Genomic DNA, 4,045 nt, shown 5'->3' on the forward strand with positions numbered 1-4,045 from the left:
TTGAACGGTTAATGGTTTCTCGTGATTTGAAACGCAAACTCAAAGAAGAAGTGAATAATGGTAAATCTTCGGTTGAGGATAGGCGGGCATCGAAGTCATCATCTTATGATAATATAGGTAAAAATAAATCTAAAGGTGATTTGAAACGCAAACTCAAAGAAGAAGTTAATAATGGTAAATTTTCCGTTGAGGATAGGCGAGCATCGAAGTCATCATCTTTTGATAATATAGGTATAGGTAAAAATAAATCTAAACCTGACAAAAAGATAAATAAACTAGGTAAGTTATTAAAATTTTCTATTGGGGGATTAGTGATAATGGTTAGCACTAAAACTGTACTAAACATTATCAATGAAATTGAAAATTTACTCAAAGTACAAATTGAATCTATAGAGGATATTGATGAACAGTTAGATGCAGTTGATAAAATGACGGGGAGGGAGTTTGAAGAATTTCTGGCTAAATTATTTAAGCAACTGGGCTACCAAGTGAGGCTGACTAAAACAAGTGGGGATTATGGAGCCGATCTGGTAATTGAAAGAGGGGAGATAAAGGCTGTTGTTCAAGCCAAGAGAAAACAAAGTAGCGTAGGGATTGATGCCGTTCAGCAAGTAGCGGCGGCAATTGCCCATTATCAGGCGAACCTGGGACTAGTTATCACTAATAGTAAGTTTACAAAAAATGCCAAAAATCTGGCAGCTAGTAATAAAATTGAGCTTTGGGATAGGGATAATTTGAAAAAATTATTTAAAAAAGTATATAAGCAAAAGCCTTCTGAAGATAGTTCATTGTAAAAAACACCTGCTGTTTAATTGTAGCGGGTGTTGAGTTAATGATTCAGAATGCTGGTATAGGATACTTGAGTATCTCCTGCATGACGCGCTGGTAGTCTTTAGTTAAGATTTCGCTACCGCTCGGAATGATAGGAGGTATTGCTTTTTTGGGGTTGTGAGAGTAACTGCTGATGGCTTATCGAAATTCGGACTTGAAGGGTTACTTGTTGGAATATATAGCGGTTTTGAATTTGGTGGGGTTTTTAGGGAACAGGTAACAGGGAACAGCGGATCTGGGAACAGGGAACAGCGGATCTGGGAACAGGGAAGTCGGAAGTCGGAAGTCGGAAGTGGGAAAAAATACTTTGTACCTCATTAGGCTAGAAACTGCCGAGGAAAGAGTACCCTTATGGGTATGGTCAAATCCTTAAAAATTTAATAATAAAACCTCAGGATTCAACTATCAGCTATTTTTTTATATGCTACCGGTAAAATAGTACCCTTATGGGTATTGTTAAATCAAAAAAAATCAGCTAAATAAATCAAAATTAGTCAGGAAAATAGGGAGAGTTTTAACTAACCAGATTAGAATCCAATCAGCCTTGATTGATATAGGATTGGATGACATGAGATTATTTTTGACAAGGCTTGGAGTTCAAAACTAAAAGTTTAGTCTCAATTAGTTATTATCACTTGATTAGGACACATTATTGAGTAGCACACTAGGAAATCCAAGCCAAATTCTACTTTGATAGAAAGTAAATGAAGAGAGAAATCTATCCTCTGATTAGTTTACCCCCTTAGCTAGGGGCAAGGAGAAATTATGTTGACAAGCGTAAAAACACAGGCAAGGATTGTCACTTATGTGCTGGCACTAATGCTTCCTCTGTCTTTATCAATGCAAACGGCTGCTGCTGCACAAACCGATCAGACCGCGCCCGACATTTCCCTAAAACAACCCTTGGGATATCAACTTCCCACTGCCTATGACAAGGCTAAAGCCGAACTCCCACAAGACTTGTACGTAATTTACAGGATCGTAGACCGCATCGTTCGCACCAACGACATAGATACTCGTTTCTGGCGAGTGAGGATTGTCCCTGAGTATTCTACAAAAGCCTACGCCCATTCAGCTTATGTGATTACCCTTGATAAAAGTTTGTTGGATCTGATGGCAGGGGATGTTTCTGCTTTGGCTTTTGTGATTGCCCATGAAATGGCACACCATAGTCACGGTCATATCTCTGAGCTAATTGAAAGTGCCCATGAAGCGTCTATTGATGTCTCCTCTGCGGACAATCAACAAGAAGCTCAAAAACGGCTGAGGGAGTGGCAGGAGCGAATACAAAAGTTGAGTCACAATCTAGAATTTGAAGCTGATCGCATAGCTTATCAGTATTTGGCTCGTGCTGGGTTTGATCCGGAAGGGTCTGTGCGAGGGCTTGATACTTTAGCAGAACTGCCCGGAGGCGGCCTTAAGAGCAAGACGCACCCAACTATTTCTGAGCGTATTGAGGCGATCGAAGCGCTGATACTGGAAAATCCTCCAAAGGAGTTAGCACGGCGAGGTCGTATCCAGCTACTTGGGAGCAAGCCGCTAACTTATGAGCTATCAGACAATGGAAATTCGTTGCGAGTTGACTCTAAACCTAGGAAGTCTTTTGAAGAGCAAATCGAAGGTAGGTTTGGTCAGTAGTTGGTGTATTTAATCGGAAGGGTAATTGGTATCAGGTACTTTCGTCTTGGGTTGCGCGGGAGCAGGGAGCAGGGAGTAGGGATTAGGAAGTAGGAAGTAGGAAGTAGAGAGATAAACATTCAGCTAATGCGCTACGCGCACGCTACGCGAACAGCTAAGACTTACCTTGCCTTTCTTTAAGGGAGTATGTTCACAATTGAAATAAAAAGGTTATATAATGTCAGGGTAATTACCCTTAATAAAAATCTCCCCCATCTTCCCATCTCCCCATCTCCCCATCTCCCCACACTCTCGATTAATTATGGGTATTCAACCAGACTTGATATTACTTGTGTACTAGACAACGAGAGGTTGCCTTAATCCCTTCAATCACCCGCTCTAGGTCTTCAGTGGTAAGATTGGAGCCAGAAGGTAGGCAAAGACCATGCTCAAATAAATCTTCTGCGATCGCACCACCAATAGAGTGACACTCAGCAAATACAGGCTGCAAGTGTAATGGTTTCCATACAGGACGGGTTTCAATTTGCTTTGCAGCCAAAGCCAGGCGAACCTGCTCTCGATCTGCTCCAAAGGCATCAGGGTTAATGGTCAGGCAAGTTAACCAGCGCGTGGCTCGTCCATAGGGGGCTTCTGGCATAAATTCTATTCCTGGCAGCTCTGCCAAGGCTTCCTGGTAAATCTCAAAGTTACGTCGTCTGGCTGCTACTCTTTGATTCAAAACCCGCAATTGACCACGACCAACTCCAGCTAAAATATTGCTGAGGCGATAGTTGTAGCCAATGTGTGAGTGCTGGTAATGGGGGGCTGGGTCTCGGGCTTGGGTTGCCAGAAAACGAGCTTTGCTGACAAAATCAGGATGGTTTGAAACCAACATGCCGCCACCAGAGGTAGTAATAATTTTATTGCCATTGAAGGAGTAAATACCAATTTCCCCAAAGGTTCCCGGAGAGCGACCTTTGTAGGTGGCACCTAAGGCTTCAGCAGCGTCTTCAATCACGGGAATCTCGTAGCGATCGCAAACCTCTAAAATCGGATCAATATCAGCACTTTGACCATACAGATGAACCAAAACCAAGGCTTTAGGTAATTTACCCAGTCGAGCCCGCCAATCTAAAGCTTGCCGCAGTAAGTCGGGATCCATATTCCAGCTAGTGCGATCGCAGTCGATGAACACTGGCTTGGCTCCCAAATAAGTAATTGCGCTAGCAGTAGCGATAAAGGTAAGGGTAGAGCAAAAGACTTCATCCCCTGATTTAACCCCAACTAGCCGTAGGGCTAGATGCAAGGCTGCTGTGCCAGAACTAACAGCAGCTCCGTGGCGAGTACCCACAACTTGGCAAAATTCTTGCTCAAAAGCATCCACATGGGGACCCACTGGCGCAATCCAATTTGTTTCAAAAGCTTCTTTAACAAATTCCAGTTCCTGATCACCCATGTGGGGTGTAGACAAAAGAATTGGTTTATTCATACGAAAATGATGAATGTAGAATTTATAATGTTTCAGGGTAAAGGTTTAAGGAAAAAACATTTTAAATGTTAAAGGTTGTTCGCCGAAGATATTTCCATTGGTGTGGTA

At 42.3% G+C, this 4,045-nt stretch carries 5 protein-coding genes; 2 read left to right on the forward strand and 3 right to left on the reverse strand.

What is annotated here, in order from left to right; translation table 11 throughout:
• The coding region (locus F6K49_RS36495) for a restriction endonuclease (protein WP_293104720.1) at window positions 1-794 on the forward strand (794 nt) is incomplete at its 5' end.
• Between the two features lie 199 nt (window positions 795-993).
• Here the strand turns inward: F6K49_RS36495 and F6K49_RS36500 are convergent.
• The gene (locus F6K49_RS36500) at window positions 994-1,149 is read right to left on the reverse strand and encodes a hypothetical protein (protein ID WP_293104723.1); all 156 of its coding nucleotides are present in this window, start codon (window positions 1,147-1,149) and stop codon (window positions 994-996) included.
• 447 nt (window positions 1,150-1,596) lie between these two features.
• Between F6K49_RS36500 and F6K49_RS36505 the strand changes: the two genes are divergently transcribed.
• Complete coding sequence (locus F6K49_RS36505) at window positions 1,597-2,469, forward strand: M48 family metallopeptidase (RefSeq protein WP_293104726.1); 873 nt, start codon at window positions 1,597-1,599, stop codon at window positions 2,467-2,469.
• Here the strand turns inward: F6K49_RS36505 and F6K49_RS36510 are convergent.
• Both F6K49_RS36510 and F6K49_RS36515 read right to left on the reverse strand, forming a co-directional pair.
• Window positions 2,463-2,588 carry a hypothetical protein gene (locus tag F6K49_RS36510; protein WP_293104730.1) on the reverse strand — a complete coding sequence of 42 codons (126 nt, stop codon included), beginning with the start codon at window positions 2,586-2,588 and terminating at the stop codon, window positions 2,463-2,465. The genes F6K49_RS36505 and F6K49_RS36510 overlap by 7 nt on opposite strands.
• 206 nt (window positions 2,589-2,794) lie before the next feature.
• Window positions 2,795-3,937: an aminotransferase class I/II-fold pyridoxal phosphate-dependent enzyme gene (locus F6K49_RS36515; protein WP_293085731.1), complete on the reverse strand. Its 1,143-nt coding sequence runs from the start codon at window positions 3,935-3,937 to the stop codon at window positions 2,795-2,797.
• Window positions 3,938-4,045 lie beyond the last annotated feature (108 nt).

This window comes from Moorena sp. SIO3I6 (genome assembly GCF_010672095.1).

Excerpts from the sequence above, each read along its gene's own strand:
- F6K49_RS36515 (WP_293085731.1), bottom strand. The coding sequence starts at position 3,937 with ATGAATAAACCAATTCTTTTGTCTACACCCCACATGGGTGATCAGGAA.
- F6K49_RS36505 (WP_293104726.1), top strand. The coding sequence starts at position 1,597 with ATGTTGACAAGCGTAAAAACACAGGCAAGGATTGTCACTTATGTGCTG.
- F6K49_RS36500 (WP_293104723.1), bottom strand. The coding sequence starts at position 1,149 with ATGAGGTACAAAGTATTTTTTCCCACTTCCGACTTCCGACTTCCGACT.
- F6K49_RS36510 (WP_293104730.1), bottom strand. The coding sequence starts at position 2,588 with ATGTTTATCTCTCTACTTCCTACTTCCTACTTCCTAATCCCTACTCCC.